The sequence below is a fragment of the Pseudomonas sp. B21-035 genome (genome assembly GCF_024748945.1).
Lineage (GTDB): Bacteria > Pseudomonadota > Gammaproteobacteria > Pseudomonadales > Pseudomonadaceae > Aquipseudomonas.
In genome coordinates this window covers 5831295-5848262 of record NZ_CP087179.1, presented here as the reverse complement: position 1 = coordinate 5848262, position 16968 = coordinate 5831295, and the positions used below count along the sequence as shown (strand labels likewise).

The 16968-nt window shown below is 57.0% G+C and carries 15 protein-coding genes; all 15 read left to right on the top strand.

Translation table 11 applies throughout. From position 1 onward, the window contains the following. Nucleotides 1–120: 120 nt before the first annotated feature. Nucleotides 121–378, top strand: a complete 258-nt coding sequence (gene atpE / locus LOY22_RS26840) for a F0F1 ATP synthase subunit C (protein WP_003097235.1) — start codon at nucleotides 121–123, stop codon at nucleotides 376–378. A 57-nt stretch (nucleotides 379–435) separates the two neighbouring features. Further along, on the top strand, nucleotides 436–906 hold the full coding sequence (locus LOY22_RS26835) for a F0F1 ATP synthase subunit B (protein ID WP_010222733.1): 471 nt from the start codon (nucleotides 436–438) through the stop codon (nucleotides 904–906). Between the two features lie 12 nt (nucleotides 907–918). Beyond that, entirely contained in the window at nucleotides 919–1455 is a 537-nt protein-coding gene (locus LOY22_RS26830; protein WP_045199409.1) for a F0F1 ATP synthase subunit delta, read from the top strand. 21 nt (nucleotides 1456–1476) lie between these two features. Next, nucleotides 1477–3021: a F0F1 ATP synthase subunit alpha gene (gene atpA / locus LOY22_RS26825; protein ID WP_010222735.1), complete on the top strand. Its 1545-nt coding sequence runs from the start codon at nucleotides 1477–1479 to the stop codon at nucleotides 3019–3021. A 50-nt stretch (nucleotides 3022–3071) separates the two neighbouring features. Next, on the top strand, nucleotides 3072–3932 hold the full coding sequence (gene atpG / locus LOY22_RS26820; RefSeq protein ID WP_045199412.1) for a F0F1 ATP synthase subunit gamma: 861 nt from the start codon (nucleotides 3072–3074) through the stop codon (nucleotides 3930–3932). A gap of 27 nt (nucleotides 3933–3959) precedes the next feature. Then, nucleotides 3960–5336, top strand: coding sequence for a F0F1 ATP synthase subunit beta (gene atpD / locus LOY22_RS26815; protein ID WP_045199413.1), 1377 nt, complete (start codon nucleotides 3960–3962; stop codon nucleotides 5334–5336). A gap of 44 nt (nucleotides 5337–5380) precedes the next feature. Next, the gene (locus LOY22_RS26810) at nucleotides 5381–5800 is read left to right on the top strand and encodes a F0F1 ATP synthase subunit epsilon (RefSeq protein ID WP_045199415.1); all 420 of its coding nucleotides are present in this window, start codon (nucleotides 5381–5383) and stop codon (nucleotides 5798–5800) included. 123 nt (nucleotides 5801–5923) lie between these two features. Continuing rightward, on the top strand, nucleotides 5924–7291 hold the full coding sequence (gene glmU / locus LOY22_RS26805; protein WP_093377778.1) for a bifunctional UDP-N-acetylglucosamine diphosphorylase/glucosamine-1-phosphate N-acetyltransferase GlmU: 1368 nt from the start codon (nucleotides 5924–5926) through the stop codon (nucleotides 7289–7291). A 187-nt stretch (nucleotides 7292–7478) separates the two neighbouring features. Next, nucleotides 7479–8258, top strand: a complete 780-nt coding sequence (locus LOY22_RS26800) for a DeoR/GlpR family DNA-binding transcription regulator (RefSeq protein ID WP_045199419.1) — start codon at nucleotides 7479–7481, stop codon at nucleotides 8256–8258. Then, nucleotides 8258–10093 (top strand): glutamine--fructose-6-phosphate transaminase (isomerizing), encoded by a 1836-nt coding sequence (gene glmS / locus LOY22_RS26795; RefSeq protein ID WP_093377784.1) that lies wholly within the window; start codon nucleotides 8258–8260, stop codon nucleotides 10091–10093. The genes LOY22_RS26800 and glmS overlap by 1 nt, the downstream gene beginning before the upstream one ends. Before the next feature lie 628 nt (nucleotides 10094–10721). Next, nucleotides 10722–11111, top strand: coding sequence for an adenosylmethionine decarboxylase (speD, locus tag LOY22_RS26790; RefSeq protein ID WP_045199423.1), 390 nt, complete (start codon nucleotides 10722–10724; stop codon nucleotides 11109–11111). Beyond that, entirely contained in the window at nucleotides 11095–12501 is a 1407-nt protein-coding gene (locus tag LOY22_RS26785) for a coproporphyrinogen-III oxidase family protein (protein ID WP_258595585.1), read from the top strand. The genes speD and LOY22_RS26785 overlap by 17 nt, the downstream gene beginning before the upstream one ends. 22 nt (nucleotides 12502–12523) lie before the next feature. Beyond that, the gene (locus tag LOY22_RS26780) at nucleotides 12524–13738 is read left to right on the top strand and encodes an MFS transporter (protein WP_093377795.1); all 1215 of its coding nucleotides are present in this window, start codon (nucleotides 12524–12526) and stop codon (nucleotides 13736–13738) included. Beyond that, nucleotides 13713–15857, top strand: coding sequence for an ornithine decarboxylase (locus LOY22_RS26775; protein WP_213602841.1), 2145 nt, complete (start codon nucleotides 13713–13715; stop codon nucleotides 15855–15857). The genes LOY22_RS26780 and LOY22_RS26775 overlap by 26 nt, the downstream gene beginning before the upstream one ends. 26 nt (nucleotides 15858–15883) lie before the next feature. Further along, the gene (dinB, locus tag LOY22_RS26770) at nucleotides 15884–16963 is read left to right on the top strand and encodes a DNA polymerase IV (RefSeq protein WP_249744387.1); all 1080 of its coding nucleotides are present in this window, start codon (nucleotides 15884–15886) and stop codon (nucleotides 16961–16963) included. The last annotated feature ends 5 nt before the right edge of the window (nucleotides 16964–16968 follow it).

Here is a 16968-nt window from a genome sequence, read left to right as displayed (position 1 = left end):
CCTTCCGCCAGCACGGGGGAGGGTCGAAAAAGTCCGCAAGGGCAGCTGTACCAAACGATTTTGTTTTACCGCTTCAAACTAAAAAACCTAACCAATACGACGTAAAAGTCGGGAGGAAAGATGGAAACTGTAGTTGGTCTTACCGCTATCGCTGTTGCTCTGCTGATCGGCCTGGGTGCTCTGGGTACCGCCATTGGTTTCGGCCTGCTGGGCGGCAAGTTCCTGGAAGGCGCTGCTCGTCAGCCAGAGATGGTTCCAATGCTGCAAGTTAAAATGTTCATCGTTGCCGGTCTGCTCGACGCCGTAACCATGATCGGTGTTGGTATCGCTCTGTTCTTCACCTTCGCTAATCCCTTCGTTGGTCAAATCGCCGGCTAATCACTCGAATTCTCGAGTGGTTTGGTGTGATGGACAAAGAACGAGCGAGGTGTTGGCGTGAACATTAATGCAACCCTGATTGGTCAGTCCGTTGCGTTCTTCATTTTTGTGCTGTTCTGCATGAAGTTCGTGTGGCCTCCGGTCATCGCGGCATTGCAAGAACGTCAGAAGAAGATCGCGGATGGACTGGACGCTGCCAACCGAGCAGCTCGCGACCTGGAGTTGGCCCAAGACAAAGCGGGTCAGCAACTGCGCGAAGCGAAAGCTCAGGCAGCCGAAATCATTGAGCAAGCCAAGAAGCGCGGTGCTCAGATCGTCGAGGAAGCCCGTGATCAGGCCCGCGTCGAAGCTGACCGTGTGAAGGCTCAGGCTCAGGCCGAGATCGAACAGGAAATTAACGGTGTCAAAGACGCCCTGCGTGCCCAAGTGGGTCTGCTGGCTGTCGGCGGTGCTGAAAAGATCCTTGGCGCCACAATCGATCAAAACGCGCATGCGGAGCTGGTTAATAAACTGGCCGCTGAAATTTAAGCGAGGGCGATCATGGCAGAACTGACCACGTTGGCCCGACCTTACGCTAAGGCGGCCTTTGAGCACGCCCAGGCCCATCAGCAACTGGCCAATTGGTCAGCCATGCTCGGCCTGGCTGCTGCAGTGTCGGAAGACGACACGATGCAGCGCCTGCTCAAGGCCCCGCGACTGACGAGCGCAGAAAAGGCCGCCACGTTTATTGACGTGTGCGGTGACAAGTTCGATGCACAGGCACAGAATTTCATTCATGTTGCCGCGGAAAACGACCGTCTCCTGCTGTTGCCGGAGATTTCGGCTTTGTTCGACCTGTACAAGGCTGAACAAGAGAAATCCGTGGACGTGGAAGTCACTAGTGCTTTTGCGTTGGACCAAGAACAGCAAGACAAACTCGCCAAGGTTCTCAGTGCACGGCTCAGCCGGGAAGTGCGCCTGCATGCGACGGAGGACGCCTCCCTTATCGGTGGTGTCGTGATCCGCGCCGGCGACCTGGTAATCGATGGCTCGGTTCGCGGCAAAATCGCGAAACTGGCCGAAGCATTGAAATCTTGAGTTTGAAGGGGCAGCAGAGCAATGCAGCAACTCAATCCTTCCGAAATTAGTGAAATCATCAAGGGTCGCATCGAGAAACTCGACGTGACCTCCCAAGCCCGCAACGAGGGTACCGTCGTCAGCGTTTCTGACGGTATCGTGCGGATTCACGGTCTGGCCGACGTCATGTACGGCGAAATGATCGAGTTTCCAGGTGGCGTGTTCGGTATGGCCCTCAACCTGGAGCAAGACTCCGTTGGTGCGGTAATCCTGGGCGCCTACGACACCCTCGCTGAAGGCATGAGCGCCAAGTGCACCGGCCGCATCCTCGAAGTTCCAGTTGGTAAGGAACTGCTGGGTCGCGTTGTTGACGCACTGGGCAACCCAATCGACGGCAAAGGCCCACTGGGCAACACCGAGACCGACGCGGTCGAGAAAGTTGCTCCGGGCGTGATCTGGCGTAAGTCGGTAGACCAGCCTGTACAGACTGGCTACAAATCCGTCGACGCCATGATCCCGGTCGGCCGTGGCCAGCGCGAGCTGATCATCGGTGACCGTCAGATCGGTAAGACCGCCATGGCGATCGACGCCATCATCAACCAGAAAGACTCCGGTATTTTCTGTGTTTATGTTGCTGTCGGCCAGAAGCGTTCCACCGTTGCCAACATCGTTCGCAAGCTGGAAGAAAACGGCGCCCTGGCCAACACCATCGTGGTGGTTGCCAGTGCTTCGGAATCCGCCGCACTGCAATTCCTGGCGCCATACGCCGGTTGCACCATGGGCGAGTTCTTCCGTGACCGCGGTGAAGACGCGCTGATCGTATACGATGACCTGTCCAAGCAGGCCGTTGCCTACCGTCAGATCTCCCTGCTGCTGCGCCGTCCACCAGGACGTGAAGCGTACCCAGGTGACGTGTTCTATCTCCACTCCCGTCTGCTGGAGCGTGCATCGCGCGTTTCCGAAGAGTACGTCGAGAAGTTCACCAACGGTGCTGTAACTGGCAAGACCGGTTCCCTTACCGCACTGCCGATCATCGAAACCCAGGCTGGCGACGTTTCCGCGTTCGTTCCGACCAACGTGATTTCCATCACCGACGGTCAGATCTTCCTGGAATCGGCCATGTTCAACTCGGGCATCCGCCCTGCAGTGAACGCCGGTGTTTCGGTATCCCGTGTGGGTGGTGCCGCTCAGACCAAGATCATCAAGAAGCTCTCCGGTGGTATCCGTACCGCTCTGGCTCAGTACCGTGAACTGGCGGCATTCGCCCAGTTCGCTTCTGACCTGGACGAAGCCACCCGTAAGCAACTCGAACACGGTCAACGTGTTACCGAGCTGATGAAGCAGAAGCAATACGCTCCAATGTCCATCGCGGACATGGCGCTGTCGCTGTATGCCGCTGAGCGTGGGTTCCTGACCGACGTTGAAATCGCCAAGATCGGTAGCTTCGAACAAGCACTGATCGCTTACTTCAACCGTGATCACGCCGAACTGATGGCGAAGATCAACGTGAAGGGTGACTTCAACGACGAAATCGACGCTGGCATCAAAGCCGGTATCGAGAAGTTCAAGGCCACCCAAACCTGGTAAGCCGCAGCGGGGGCTTTGCGGCCCCCGCTTGCTAACCTGATAGGTGTTACATGGCAGGCGCAAAAGAGATTCGCAGTAAGATTGCGAGCATCAAAAGCACGCAAAAAATTACCAGCGCCATGGAAAAAGTGGCGGTCAGTAAAATGCGCAAGGCACAAATGCGCATGGCTGCTAGCCGTCCTTACGCGGAGCGTATCCGCCAGGTTATCGGTCATCTGGCCAACGCCAACCCGGAATACCGCCACCCCTTCATGATCGAACGCGAAGTAAAGCGCGTCGGTTATGTCGTCGTGAGCAGTGACCGTGGTCTGTGCGGTGGCTTGAACACCAACCTGTTCAAGGCCCTGGTCAAGGACATGGCGGTCAACCGCGAGCAAGGTATCGAGATCGATCTTTGCGTGGTTGGCAGCAAGGGTGCGGCGTTTTTCCGCAGCTTCGGCGGTAACGTCGTTGCAGCGATCAGCCACCTGGGCGAAGAGCCGTCGATCAATGATCTGATCGGCAGCGTCAAGGTCATGCTGGACGCTTACCTGGATGGTCGTATCGATCGTCTGTCCGTGGTATCGAACAAGTTCGTCAATACCATGACGCAAACCCCAACGGTCGAGCAGTTGATTCCGTTGGTTGCAACCCCGGATCAAGAACTCAAGCACCACTGGGACTACCTCTACGAACCTGACGCCAAAGAGCTGCTGGACGGCCTGATGGTGCGTTACGTGGAGTCGCAGGTCTACCAGGCGGTGGTCGAGAACAACGCAGCTGAACAAGCTGCCCGGATGATCGCGATGAAGAACGCCACCGACAACGCCGGTGACCTGATCAGCGAATTGCAGCTGATCTACAACAAGGCGCGTCAGGCTGCGATCACCCAAGAGATCTCGGAAATCGTCGGCGGCGCTGCCGCGGTTTAACGGTTCAAATATTCAGAGGATCCAGCTATGAGTAGCGGACGTATCGTTCAAATCATCGGCGCCGTCATCGACGTGGAATTCCCACGTGACGCCGTGCCGAGTGTTTACAACGCGCTGAAAGTAGTAGGCGCGGAAACCACCCTGGAAGTTCAGCAGCAGCTGGGCGACGGCGTGGTTCGTACCATTGCGATGGGCTCGACCGAAGGCTTGAAGCGCGGTCTGGACGTTACAGACACCGGCGCAGCCATCTCCGTACCAGTCGGTAAAGCGACCCTGGGCCGGATCATGGACGTACTGGGTAACCCGATCGACGAAGCTGGCCCGATTGGTGAAGAAGAGCGCTGGGGTATCCACCGCGACGCTCCTTCGTTCGCTGACCAGGCAGGCGGCAACGACCTGCTGGAAACCGGCATCAAGGTTATCGACCTGGTTTGCCCGTTCGCCAAGGGTGGTAAAGTCGGTCTGTTCGGTGGTGCCGGTGTAGGCAAAACCGTAAACATGATGGAACTGATCCGTAACATCGCCATCGAGCACAGCGGTTATTCCGTGTTCGCCGGTGTGGGTGAGCGTACTCGTGAGGGTAACGACTTCTACCACGAGATGAAGGACTCCAACGTTCTCGACAAGGTAGCGCTGGTCTACGGTCAGATGAACGAGCCACCAGGAAACCGTCTGCGCGTAGCGCTGACCGGCCTGACCATGGCTGAGAAGTTCCGTGACGAAGGTAACGACGTTCTGCTGTTCGTCGACAACATCTATCGTTACACCCTGGCCGGTACCGAAGTATCCGCACTGCTGGGCCGTATGCCTTCGGCAGTAGGTTACCAGCCGACCCTGGCTGAAGAGATGGGCGTTCTGCAAGAGCGTATCACTTCGACCAAGGAAGGTTCGATCACCTCGATCCAGGCCGTATACGTACCTGCGGACGACCTGACCGACCCGTCGCCAGCGACCACCTTCGCCCACTTGGACGCTACCGTCGTACTGTCCCGTGACATCGCCTCCCTGGGTATCTACCCAGCGGTCGATCCACTGGACTCGACTTCGCGCCAGCTGGACCCGAACGTGATCGGCAACGAGCACTACGACACCGCTCGTGGCGTTCAGTATGTTCTGCAGCGCTACAAAGAGCTGAAGGACATCATCGCCATCCTCGGTATGGACGAACTGTCCGAAGCCGACAAGCAGCTGGTATCGCGCGCTCGTAAGATCCAGCGCTTCCTGTCCCAGCCGTTCTTCGTGGCCGAAGTCTTCACCGGTTCTCCAGGCAAATACGTTTCCCTGAAAGACACCATTGCAGGCTTCAGCGGCATCCTCAAAGGTGACTACGACCACCTGCCAGAACAAGCGTTCTACATGGTCGGCAGCATCGAAGAAGCCGTCGAGAAAGCCAAGAAACTGTAATCCCGGCGCCCCGCAAGGGGCGCTAATCAGGTTGAGGCAAGCAGATGGCTATGACAGTCCATTGCGATATCGTCAGCGCGGAAGGGGAAATTTTCTCCGGTCTGGTCGAGATGGTGATTGCGCACGGCAACCTGGGTGATCTTGGTATCGCTCCAGGCCACGCCCCGCTGATCACTAATCTGAAGCCAGGTCCGATCACGCTGACCAAGCAGGGTGGCGCCCAAGAGGTGTTCTACATCTCTGGTGGTTTCCTCGAGGTTCAGCCGAACATGGTCAAGGTGCTTGCCGATACCGTGCAACGTGCCAGCGACCTGGATGAAGCTCAGGCTCAGGAAGCCCTCAAGGCTGCCGAGAACGCCCTGAACGAAAAAGGCGCGGAGTTCGACTACGGCGCCGCTGCCGCACGTCTGGCCGAGGCCGCAGCCCAGCTGCGTACCGTCCAGCAAATTCGCAAAATGAAGTAACCGGCACTCGCCGATCACTTTCTGTTGCGATTGAGTTAAAGGGTAGCCTCGGCTACCCTTTTTCTTTTTCCGAATTTCTTCTTCTGGTCACAGCGCTGACCTTCCAGGATTGGTAGCCAGTCAATGTCTCTCGATATCGTAATTCTCGCCGCCGGCCAAGGTACCCGCATGCGCTCGGCGCTGCCCAAGGTACTGCATCCGGTCGCCGGCGACTCCATGCTCGGCCATGTTATCCACAGCGCCCGCCAGTTGCAGCCGCAGGGCATTCATGTGGTGATCGGGCACGGTGCGGAGCTGGTACGTGAGCGCCTGGCCGCCGATGACCTTAATTTTGTCCTCCAGGACAAGCAACTGGGTACCGGCCACGCCGTCGCCCAGGCACTGCCGGCGTTGAGCGCCGAAACCGTACTGATCCTTTACGGTGACGTTCCGCTGATCGAAGTCGATACCCTCAAGCGCCTGCTTGCCAAGGTCACCCCACAGCAGCTCGGCCTGCTGACTGTGACCCTCGATGATCCGACCGGTTATGGCCGTATTGTCCGTGATGCGCAGGGCCAGGTGGCAGCGATCGTCGAGCACAAAGATGCCAGCGACGCACAGAAAGCCATCAAGGAAGGCAACACCGGTATTCTCGCCGTCCCGGGCGCGCGCCTGGCTGACTGGCTGGGCCGTCTGTCGAACAACAACGCCCAGGGCGAGTACTACCTCACTGACGTCATCGCCATGGCTGTAGCCGATGGCCTGGTGGTCGCGACCGAGCAGCCGCTGGACCCGATGGAAGTGCAGGGCGCCAATGACCGTCGTCAGCTTGCCGAGCTGGAGCGTCACTACCAGTTGCGCGCAGGCCGCAGTCTGATGGCCCAGGGTGTGACCCTGCGTGACCCGGCGCGCTTCGATGTGCGCGGTGAGGTGACCGTTGGTCGCGATGTGCTCATCGATATCAACGTGATCCTTGAAGGCCGCGTGGTGATCGAAGACGACGTGGTCATCGGCCCGAACTGCGTGATCAAGAACAGCACCCTGCGCAAAGGCGTGGTGGTCAAAGCCAACAGCCACCTGGAAGGCGCAATCATGGGTGAGGGCAGCGATGCCGGCCCGTTTGCCCGCCTGCGCCCTGGCAGCGTTCTCGACGCTCGCGCCCATGTGGGTAACTTTGTTGAACTGAAGAACGCCCACCTCGGTGAAGGCGCCAAGGCCGGTCACCTGACTTATCTGGGCGATGCCGAGGTCGGCGCACGCACCAACATCGGTGCCGGTACCATCACCTGCAACTACGATGGCGCCAACAAGTTCAAGACAGTACTTGGCGCAGACGTGTTCATCGGTTCGAACAACTCATTGGTCGCGCCTGTGGATATCCTCGACGGCGCTACCACTGCCGCCGGTTCGACCATTACTCAGAACGTCGAGGCGGCGCAGCTGGCAGTCGGTCGTGCGCGTCAGCGCAACATTGATGGCTGGAAGCGGCCGGAGAAGCTCAAAAAGAGCTGAGTTACTCACAGCTAATAGAAAGGGCCGACTGCATTGTGCATAAGTCGGCCTTTTTCGTTCTGTGGATAAAATTTTGCTGCTATGCAAGTTATTCACAGGAAAATTTTTTCTCCGCTGTTCTTGACGCATCAGCCACTATAGGTTTTGATTGGCATCATTATCTTTCGAATCGAAACTTAAGCGCGCCATGTCGAAACGTAACACCCCCCAACGACGTCATAACATCCTGGCTTTGCTCAATGAGCAGGGCGAGGTGAGCGTCGACGCCTTGGCCAAGCGTTTCGAAACCTCCGAAGTGACCATTCGCAAGGACCTCGCAGCCCTCGAAGCCAATGGCCTGCTGTTGCGCCGCTACGGTGGGGCAGTGACCCTGCCGCAGGAACTGTTTACCGAACAGGGCCAGCCGGTTTCGCTTTATAAACAAGCGATCGCCAAGGCTGCCGTAGGCCGTATCCGCGAACATGCCCGCATCATCATCGACAGCGGCAGCACCACCGCCGCGATGATCCCGCAGCTGGGTCATCAACCGGGCCTGGTGGTCATGACCAACTCGTTGAATGTGGCCCGCGCCCTTAGCGAGCTGGAGCATGAGCCGGTACTGTTGATGACCGGCGGTACCTGGGACCCGCATTCCGAATCGTTCCAGGGCCAGGTGGCCGAGCAGGTACTACGCTCATACGACTTCGACCAACTGTTCATTGGCGCCGACGGCATTGACCTGGCGCGCGGCACCACCACGTTCAACGAACTGCTGGGCCTGAGCCGGGTGATGGCTGAAGTCGCCCGGGAAGTGATCGTCATGGTCGAGTCCGACAAGGTCGGGCGCAAGATTCCCAACCTTGAGCTGCCCTGGAGCAGCGTCAACACCCTGATTACCGATGAGCGCCTGCCCCATGAGGCACGCGTACAGATTGAAGCCCGCGGCATCAACGTGATTTGCGCCGCTATCACCCAGGAGCATGAATAATGTGTGGAATCGTTGGTGCCGTCGCCGAACGTAACATCACAACCATTCTGATCGAAGGCCTCAAGCGCCTCGAGTACCGCGGCTATGACAGCGCAGGTCTGGCCGTCTTCACCCAGCAGGGTAACCTTGAGCGCCGTCGCCGTATCGGCAAGGTCAGCGAGCTGGAAGCCGCCGTTGCCGCCGAACCGCTGGCTGGCAACCTGGGTATCGCCCACACCCGTTGGGCGACTCACGGCGCGCCAACCGAACACAATGCCCACCCGCATTTCTCTGGTCATGAACTGGCAGTGGTGCACAACGGCATCATCGAGAACCACGAAGAACTGCGTGAACAGCTCAAGGGCCTGGGTTACGTCTTCAGCTCCGAGACCGACACCGAGGTGATCGTTCACCTGCTGGCGCACACCCTCAAAACCTTGCCGGACCTGGCCGATGCCCTCAAGGCTACAGTCAAGCAACTGCATGGCGCCTACGGCCTGGCCGTGATCAGCGCCAAGCAGCCTGACCGTTTGCTGGCCGCTCGCAGCGGCAGCCCGCTGGTAATCGGCCTGGGCCACGGTGAGAACTTCCTGGCTTCCGACCAGTTGGCCCTGCGCCAGGTTACCGACCGCTTCATGTACCTGGAAGAGGGCGACATCGCCGAAATTCGCCGCGACCAGGTCACCATCTGGGACGTCGCCGGCACTGCAGTGCAGCGCGAGACCGTGCAGTACCACGAAGGTGCCGAAGCTGCCGACAAGGGCGCCTACCGTCACTTCATGCTCAAGGAAATCCACGAGCAACCAACCGTGGTGCAACGCACCCTGGAAGGCCGCCTGGGCAAGGACCACGTCATGGTCCAGGCCTTCGGCCCGCAAGCTGCCGAGCTGTTCGCCAAGGTGCGCAATGTACAGATCGTTGCCTGCGGCACCAGCTACCACGCCGGCATGGTTGCCCGTTACTGGCTGGAAAGCCTGGCCGGTATCCCTTGCCAGGTCGAAGTCGCCAGCGAGTTCCGCTACCGCAAGGTTGTGGTGCAGCCGGACACCCTGTTCGTCTCGATCTCGCAGTCGGGTGAAACCGCCGACACCCTCGCGGCCCTACGCAACGCCAAGGAGCTGGGCTTCCTCGGCAGCCTGGCGATCTGCAACGTCGGCATCAGCTCGCTGGTGCGCGAGTCGGACCTGACCCTGCTGACCCAGGCCGGCCCGGAAATCGGCGTGGCCTCGACCAAGGCCTTCACCACCCAGTTGGTCTCGCTGATGCTGCTGACCCTGTCCCTGGGCCAGGTGCGCGGCACCCTGGCTGCAGGCGTCGAAGCGGAGCTGGTGGAAGAGCTGCGTCGCCTGCCAACTCGCCTGGGCGAAGCCCTGGCCATGGATGCGATCGTCGAGAAGACCGCCGAACTGTTCGCCGACAAGCACCACACTCTGTTCCTGGGCCGCGGCGCGCAATTCCCGGTAGCCATGGAAGGTGCGCTCAAACTCAAAGAGATCTCCTACATCCACGCCGAAGCCTACCCGGCCGGTGAGCTCAAGCATGGCCCGCTGGCGCTGGTCGACAGCGACATGCCAGTAGTCACCGTGGCGCCGAACAACGAGCTGCTGGAAAAGCTCAAGTCCAACCTGCAGGAAGTGCGTGCCCGTGGCGGCGAGCTGATCGTCTTCGCCGACGAACAGGCAGGCATGAGCAATGGCGAAGGCACCCACGTGATCGCCGTGCCGCACATCATCGACGCCCTGGCGCCGATCCTCTACACCATTCCGCTGCAGTTGCTGTCTTACTACGTCGCTGTGCTCAAGGGTACCGACGTTGACCAGCCGCGTAACCTGGCGAAATCGGTAACTGTCGAGTAACGAGTGCTGTGCCTGGTCCCTTTTCCTGACAGTGATGGGAGCAGGGGCCTGGTTTCTGATTCTCAGGCAGCGGCTGATTCCGGACGCTGCCTGTTGATCAGCAGTGCTGAAATCGACTCGCTTGTTCGTAGCCAATCGTTCGGTTTTTTGTGCTACGTGAGCGATTCGGCGTGCCAGAAAAATACTCGACCTCGCGTCAGACACACTTTTTTTCGCATCTTCTTCCCCGCCTATGCTTGTGCGAAAAGGACTACTTCACTGTGAGTGGAGCGGTAGCCAATGCCCATTTCCATGGAGCATCTTGAAGGCAGCACGTTAGCTAATTGTTTGGAAACGTCGGCGATATTTAAAGTGTAACTCGCTTAGAAAGATTTATTTACAAATTTCGACTTTTCCGCGAAATACTTCCTGCTAGTTTTGTGACGCCTGCTGTTACAGGCCAACTCAAAATCGTAAACAAGGAATGTATTATGAACTCTGCAATTGACCTGTTTCAAACTGAAGTGACTGGCGTTACCACCAAGGGTGTTTGCTTGTGGTAAGAGCGTGATAAAAGAGGGGGAAAGAAATTTCCCCCTCTTTTTAATTGTACTTACTCGGCCTCTCAGGGACAGGAGCAACGACCTTCATGGACGACTTTGGCTATCATACTATTTGGGATATTACCGGTGCTGATGCACGCTTGTTGAAGGACGCGCCGGCGTTGCATAACTTTTTCCTCGGTACCTTGCAACGTTCGCGTTTCACGGTGTTGGACCATTTGACGCACAAGTTCAGTGCCGGAGGTGAAGGCGTTACCGGTCTGTACTTGTTGTCTGAGTCGCACCTGTCCTACCACACCTACCCGGAAACTCATTACATCAGCATCGACGTTTATACCTGCGGTTCCAACAATGTCTCAATCAATGAAGGCATTCAAGGCTTCTTCGGCAACGAAGTGCAGATAACGACGCGCACGTTGCTGCGCGGCAGTCATGTGCTTGTGGAAGAAGGGGTGGTGAATGAAACTTGTCAATAACGGAATGGTCAAGTTCGATTACCAGTTCCCCTTGTACAATTTCTTTTTTCCTTCGCAATCACTGGACGTGTTTCGCCCCAGTGAAACACAACTGACGACGCTGCTGAACCATGCCAACAGCCAATCAACCTCACGGGCGTTGTACTTTCATATTCCGTTCTGTGAAGCGATCTGTTCGTTCTGCCCGTTTACCCGCGGCTTGTACAAAAACGAAGAGGATATTAACCGTTACACCAAGGCGCTGATCAAGGAAATTGAGTACAAATCGCGCTTGGTCGACTTCAAGGCAGTACCGGTCAGGGCCATTTTCTTTGGCGGGGGAACGCCGTCGCTATTGTCGCCGCGGAATATCTATGACATCGGTGAGGCATTACACCACTACTTCGATATGTCGACGGTGGAAGAGTTCTCCTTCGAGTTCAATATCACCAGTGTCACCCGAGAACGCACCCTTGCACTCGCGGACATTGGCGTGACCCATGCCCGCTTCGGTTTGCAGACCATCGACCCGACCTGGCGCAAGCTGTTTAACCTGAATGAGGACATCCGCGAAATCGAACGCGCCGCCGCGTTGCTGGTGCCGACCTTCAGGCACGTGTTGTGCGACATCATGTATGGGATGAACGGCAGTAACGAAAACCAGACCCTGTGTGACATCGACAAAGCGGTCGAACTGGGCCTGAGCAACATCGACATTTACCCGATCAACAATGTCGCCACCTCGGTAAAGCTGCACAAGCAAATCAGGGAGCGTACGGCGGAAGTGTTCCCGGCCATGCGCAAGCTGAACATGAAGCTGATGATTGACGAGCATATGCGCCACAAGGGTTTTGTCCCGTATAACGGCCATGGCTACGTGCGCCAGGCGAGCGCAGCGTCGCCTCTGATCACCCGCGACTACTCGTTCATTTACCACGAGCACGTCTATGGCTATACAAACCATGACCTGCTGGGCTTCGGCGTCGGCGCCATCTCGTCGGTGGCTGAAAATGTGATTACCAACACCTCATTGCGTGAGCAATACATCGCCAAGATGACCGAAGGTGACTATGTCTGCCAGGTCAGCCAGCATGCTCCGGTGCTTGATCTGGTCAAGCCACTGGTACTGCGCCTGCCGTATCACGGCGAAATCGAAAAATCCAAAGTGGCGATGAGCCAGATGCCGCAAGGGCTACTGGACAGGGTTCAGGAACTGGTCAAGGCCGACCTGATAGTTGAAACGGATGCGACCTTCGAACTGACCAGGCTGGGTTGGTTATGGTACAGCAACATTATGTTTTACTTAATTCCTGAAAGTGAACAAAACATCTTGAAAAAGATAGTCTTCGAGAAGCTTAATGCCAACGGACGCGACATTACTCGGGACGAGTTAATCTACTCCGCAGGCTAGAACCACCCAGCAGGCAATGGATATGCAGGCACTAGCGTTAAACCACGGTACACAACGGCTGTCAGCCGCCTACTTTTTTTCAAAATGCGGTGAGTTTGCTTTCGAAACAGCCTTTGCAGTGGCCGTGGTGACCTTGACTGAGGCCGACTTTTTGCTGATTGGCCTGGTGTACTTTTTTCGTTACTTGCCCAGTGCATTGTTTTCGCCGATTGGTGGCTGGCTAGCAGACCATCGGCAGAAAAAACACACACTGATTTCGGCAGAACTTTTAAAAAGCGTAGTGGCCGCACTGCTGTTTGTGTTGTTTGAATTTGCCGAGGCCACGGTGGCGGTGGTTATTATCGCCTCGATGGTGATGACCGCACTTGATTGCCTGTACACGCCGAGCTTTCGTGCCTATTTCCCCGATATAGTGGACGACGGCCATCTGGCGTCGGTAAACAGCGGGGTGCAAGTGATCGAAGATGTGTCTTCGATTATCGGACCGTTGATATTTTCACTGATTTCGATCGTGCTCGATGCCAGTTATGCGTTTGCGTTTTTCTCGGTCAGTTTGTTGCTGTCGGCCGCCTGTAGCGCCACCCTGGTCTCGAGCGTGACAACTTCGAAGGGGCGCTTCGATGTTTGGGCAATCTACAAGGACACCACACGCAGCGTGGGTAGTTTACGCAAGCTCAATACACCCCTGTTTACCGTGATCTGTTGCACCACCGTGTGTGCAATGTTTGCCACGTCGGTTATTCGCTTCATATTGCCGGCATCGGTTATGGACCATTTTCAGTCCGAGGCTGCGGTGGGGTATATCTTTTCCCTGCTGGCTTTCGGTACGGTTATCGGTGGCATGCTGTATGTAACACTCAACAAGTCAACCACCGCCCGCTCGGTGATTATTTATTGGTTACTGTATGGCGGGCTATTTTTACTGGCTGCCGTCGCCCTGCAGTTCAATACGTACCTGTTTATAGTTCTGTTGCTGTGCGTGGGTTTTGTCGGCGCCTTTGTTGATATTGCCATCATTACCAATATCCAGACGCTGTCCAGTCCCAATGAAGTCGGCAAGAATTTTTCCCTGTACTACTTCACGGCGGTTATTGGTGATGCAGTGTCCGGGCTGATCGCCAGCCTTATGTTTCTGCTTGTGGGGCCGGCTACGTTTGTTGGCATGACGTTCATGCTGTGTATTGCACCGCTAGGTTGGAGCGCAAAAAAAGATGTTACAGACAAGGATTGTTTGTAGTGCGGCAGTCGGGATTGAAGCACTTCCCGGCGTGGCGCTTGGGACATTTGCAGGGCGCGGTCAGTTGGCGTCAGCATCGGCGTTGGTGCTGTGCGTTGAGGATGCGCTGTCGGCAGATGTGGTCGATTGCGTCGCGGCCTGGGGCACGCCACTGTTTGTGCTCCATGGCAACGGGTACGCTGCACTTCCGGCAGTGCTTGCGGATCTTCAACCAACCTTGCTCCAGGTACCGCTGAGTGCGCACGATATTGCGCGGGTAGTTGAAACTGCCAAGGCATTTGACCTGGCTTCACTGCCACCTTTTACCTCGGCAGTCGCAGAGTTTGTCTCGCGCAAACGGCCTACCTTTGCTTGCCCCGGGCATCAGGGCGGCCAGTGCCTGGACCTGCATCCGGCCGGGCTGCGCTTCAAGCAATTGCTTGGCAGCGAGGTATTCAAGGTCGATGTGCCGCACGCGGCTCCCGAGCTGGGTGACGTACTCAGCCATGAAGGTCCGGTGGCCCAGGCTGAACGGCTGGCCGCAGAAGTGTTCAACGCCGATGAAACCTACTTCGTGCTCAATGGTACTTCCACCGCAAACAAAGTCGTCACCAGCGCGTTGCTGGCTGCGGGCGATCTGGTATTGATGGATCGCAACAACCACAAGTCGGTGTACCTGGGCGCATTGGTACAAAGTGCCGCCAGGCCGGTATACCTCGATAATTTCCGCGATGGGTGTGGCGTGCTGGGTGGCTACAAAAGACATGCCCTGGATGAGCAACAACTACGCCTGAAGGCGGCCCGTATCGATCCGTCCAAGGCGCGGCAGCAGCGCCCATTTCGTCTGGCAGTTGTTCAGCACGCAACCTGCGATGGCGTTGTGGTCGACGCCGCTGCTCTGCTGCAACGGATTGGTCACCTGTGTGACTACGTACTCTTCGATTCCGCCTGGTTGGGCTACGAACCTTTTGTTGAGCTACTGGCGCAGCGCTCGCCGTTGAACATTGCCCTGACGGCGGATTGCCCGGGGATCATCGTCACGCAATCGGTCCACAAGCAGATGTCAGGCCTGTCCCAGACCTCGCAGATCCATAAAAAAGACAGTCACATACGTAACCAGCCACGCTACTGCTCACGATCGGTATTCAACAGCGCGTTCATGCTGCACGCCTCGACCAGCCCGTTCTATCCATTGTTGATGTCATTGGAAGTCAATGCCGCGATCCATGCCAATGGCAACGGCAAGCGCGCGTGGAGTGCGGCAGTGGCAATGGCCATGGGTTTCAGGCGCGAGGTTGCCCAGCGTTGCCGTGTTATTCAGCCTTACTATGGCGACAGGCGGTTGCCGGCGGGGCAGGGCGATACATCGCTGGAGGTGTATGCCCAAGTGTTTCAACCGGTTCGCCACGAGACGCTGGGGGCCAGCCCGATCGAGTCTGACTTGCACTACCTGGACCCTTGCAAGGTCATCTTTACAACGCGCAAGTTGCACACTGACGAGCAGGGCGGGTTGCCCGCTATTCCAGCGAGTATCGTCACCGCCTACCTGCGCGAGATGAATTTCACTCCGGAGAAATCTGACTTCTACAACGTTACCCTGTTGGTTTCGCCCTCTACCGAGGCTGCGCAGCTCTCTCGCCTGGCGCACACGCTGGCGCAACTTGAGCAGATGATTGAGGGTGAAGTCCCGGTGGCTGAGGCGTTACCTTCACTGGCAAGCGGCCAAGCTCGCTATAACGATTTATCGCTGCGCGAATTGTGCTGCGCCATCAACACCCTGTTCTCGCAGTATCAGATTGAGCAACTGCAATCAGACATTTTCAGTTCGGTGACGTCGGCGCAGGCCGAGTTGACGCCCTATGCGGCGCAGCAGGCTTTCATCCGTGGTAACTACCAATTGGTCGCACTCGAACAAGCTTTAGGCTGTATTGCCGCAGAAGGCGTAATCCCTTACCCGCCGGGGGTTATGTGCATCGCGCCTGGGGAACGCTGGAACAGCTCGTTGATTCGCTACCTGAGCGCCATTGAAGCACTGAGTAACCAATACCCGGAATTTGCTCCGCATATTCAAGGCGTATACCAATGCCTTAACAATGACGCCAGCGTGAGCCTGCAGGTTCACGTTCTGGCCACTGGCTGATGTTGAAAGGTGCAAGGGCGCCATTGGTGGAATCAACCAAAGGTACGAACGAGCGCAAATTCATCCATGTCGACATGGACTCGTTCTTTGTCTCAGTAGAACTTCTGGATGCTCCGCACCTGGTTGGGCGCCCTGTGGCCGTGGGCGGGACAGCGGCTGAGCGAGGGGTGATCAGCACTGCGAACTACCTGGCCAGGGAATATGGAGTAAGAAGTGGTATCGCCACTGCAACGGCACAACGGCTCTGCCCGGATCTGGTCCTGCTGCCGACCCGGTTTGAAGTGTATGAAGCCGTGACTCGAAGGCTCGATGCAATATTCCGACGCTATACCGACAAGGTTGAGTTCCTGTCACTGGATGAGGCGTCGCTCGAGGTCACCGGTCAGTCTGCATTCAACGGCTCGGCAACTCATATGGCCATGCACATCCGTGCTGCGATCGAGCAGGAGCTGGGGCTGACGGCTTCTGCCGGAGTCGCGCCGTTGAAGTACTTGGCAAAAATCGCCTCCGAGGTGCAAAAGCCCAATGGCCTGTTTGTCATCGTGCCCAAGGATGTCCGCGGCTTTCTCGATGAACTTGATGTACGCAAGATTCCTGGCGTTGGTCCCAAAACTTACGCCGTGCTTGAGAACCTGGGCTGTCGGCAATGCAAACACGTCACCGAAGAGAAAATCCCGTTGCTCATGCGCTACCTCGGCGTGCATGGGTTTTATGTGTGGGAGCGATGTCAGGGAATAGAAGAGCAGGAAGAGCGAGTAACCCACATCAAGTCGATTGGTATTGAACGAACACTCCCCTTCGATTGCCACGATTTTTCCAGCTGCCTGCAAGAGCTGGACAGATTGCTGGAAGGTCTGAGGGAACGCATTTCCGAAATGGGCGATGACTACCTGATCATCAAAAACCTGGTAAAGCTCAAGTTCTCGGACTTCTCGATTTCGTCGACCGAGGCGGCTTCCAACACCCTCAGTCAGGAGACAGTGACCACCCTGTGCCGGTTGCTCTGGGACACCAGGCGCGAGGGCCGCTCGGTGCGTTTGATCGGGTTGTCGGTAAAGGTCAAAAGAAAGATCCAGGACGATATTCAATTAGAGCTTCCCTGGTAACCAAC